The following is a 1,262-nucleotide window of genomic DNA, read 5'->3' as shown; positions in this document are numbered from 1 at the left end:
CAGCTACCTCGCCGGCCTCCACCTACGCGCCTCGATGATCTGGCTCAGAGATCTCACCCGGACCACTTGATGATCACGACGCAATACGCTCCCTAAGAGTCCGTGGGCTTCCCGTCGTGCGGACCGCCGAGGTCCTCGACCGTCTCGGCCTGTTCACCGACGACCGGGCCTCCGCTGTCGACCGGTGGCTGGAGCGCAAGCTCGGCGAGATGGCGCCGGCGATCCATCGCGCCGTCGAAGCCTGGGTTCGCACTCTCCTCGACGGTGGTCCGCGATCTGAGCCCCGCTCCCGGCATACGGCGTGGGCCTACCTGGGAGAGATCCAGCCGGTGCTGCTGGCGTGGTCCAGCCGCTACGACCACCTGCGAGAGGTCACCCGGGAGGACATCATCGCGGTCCGGGACGCTGTTACCGGCAAACAACGCGAGAGCCGGATCGTCGCTCTGCGGTCGCTGTTCCGACACGCGAAGAAGAACGGCCAGATCTTCCGCAACCCCACGATCCGCATCCGCGTCCCCCGCCAGACCGGCGGCGTCCTCCAAGCTCTCGACCAGGCGGACATCGACGAGGCCATCGCCACCGCCACCACCCCGGACATCCGGCTCATCATCGCCCTGGCCGCCATCCACGCGGCACGGCCGAAGATGATCCGCACCATGCAGTTGGAGGACGTCGACCCGGGCAACCGACGCATCACCGTCGGCGGCCACGTCCGCCCGCTCGACGACCTCACCCGCCGGGCGGTCCTGGACTGGCTCGACCACCGCCGCAACCGCTGGCCGAACACGGCCAAGGCGGATTCCATGGGCCTTCGTCATGCCCCGGGAGCTTTCCTCCCGGTCGCTGCTGTCCGGGATCCGGCTTCCGGCCCTACGGAGTGAAGAAGCCGATCCCGCCAGTACGAGACGCAAGCACCTGAGTCCTGCCACTGTCCCGCTCCCGTCCGAACTCATACCGGAGGCAGAACCGATGACCACCCGCCAGGCACCCGGGGCAACACCCGCGCCGATCGCCGCTACGCTGAACACCGCCACCCTGGGTCGGGCCGAGACCCCACAGGGACGCTCTCAGGCAGAGAGCCGCAGCAGGACCGCCGACCGCGCGGCACAGACACACACCCCCGCGGACGACACCACGCAGGTGTCCGCCGTTTCTGCTCCTCCGCCTTCTAGTGACCTGAGTCGGAGATTCGTTGGCAGTATGCGGCGACTTTGTCGAGGATCTCGTCGGCTGTCTTGGTCCAGACGAACGGTCTGGGGTGT

Annotated in this window: 1 protein-coding gene; it reads left to right on the top strand. The window is 68.0% G+C overall.

Annotated features, from left to right (window positions below):
• Positions 1–116: 116 nt before the first annotated feature.
• Entirely contained in the window at positions 117–881 is a 765-nt protein-coding gene (locus tag ACFYT4_RS36210) for a hypothetical protein (protein ID WP_389279185.1), read from the top strand.
• The last annotated feature ends 381 nt before the right edge of the window (positions 882–1,262 follow it).

The organism is Streptomyces sp. NPDC004609 (assembly GCF_042873655.1).
Taxonomy (GTDB): domain Bacteria; phylum Actinomycetota; class Actinomycetes; order Streptomycetales; family Streptomycetaceae; genus Streptomyces.
Note: the sequence above shows the minus strand (reverse complement) of the source record. Positions and strands in the feature narration are given on the sequence as shown.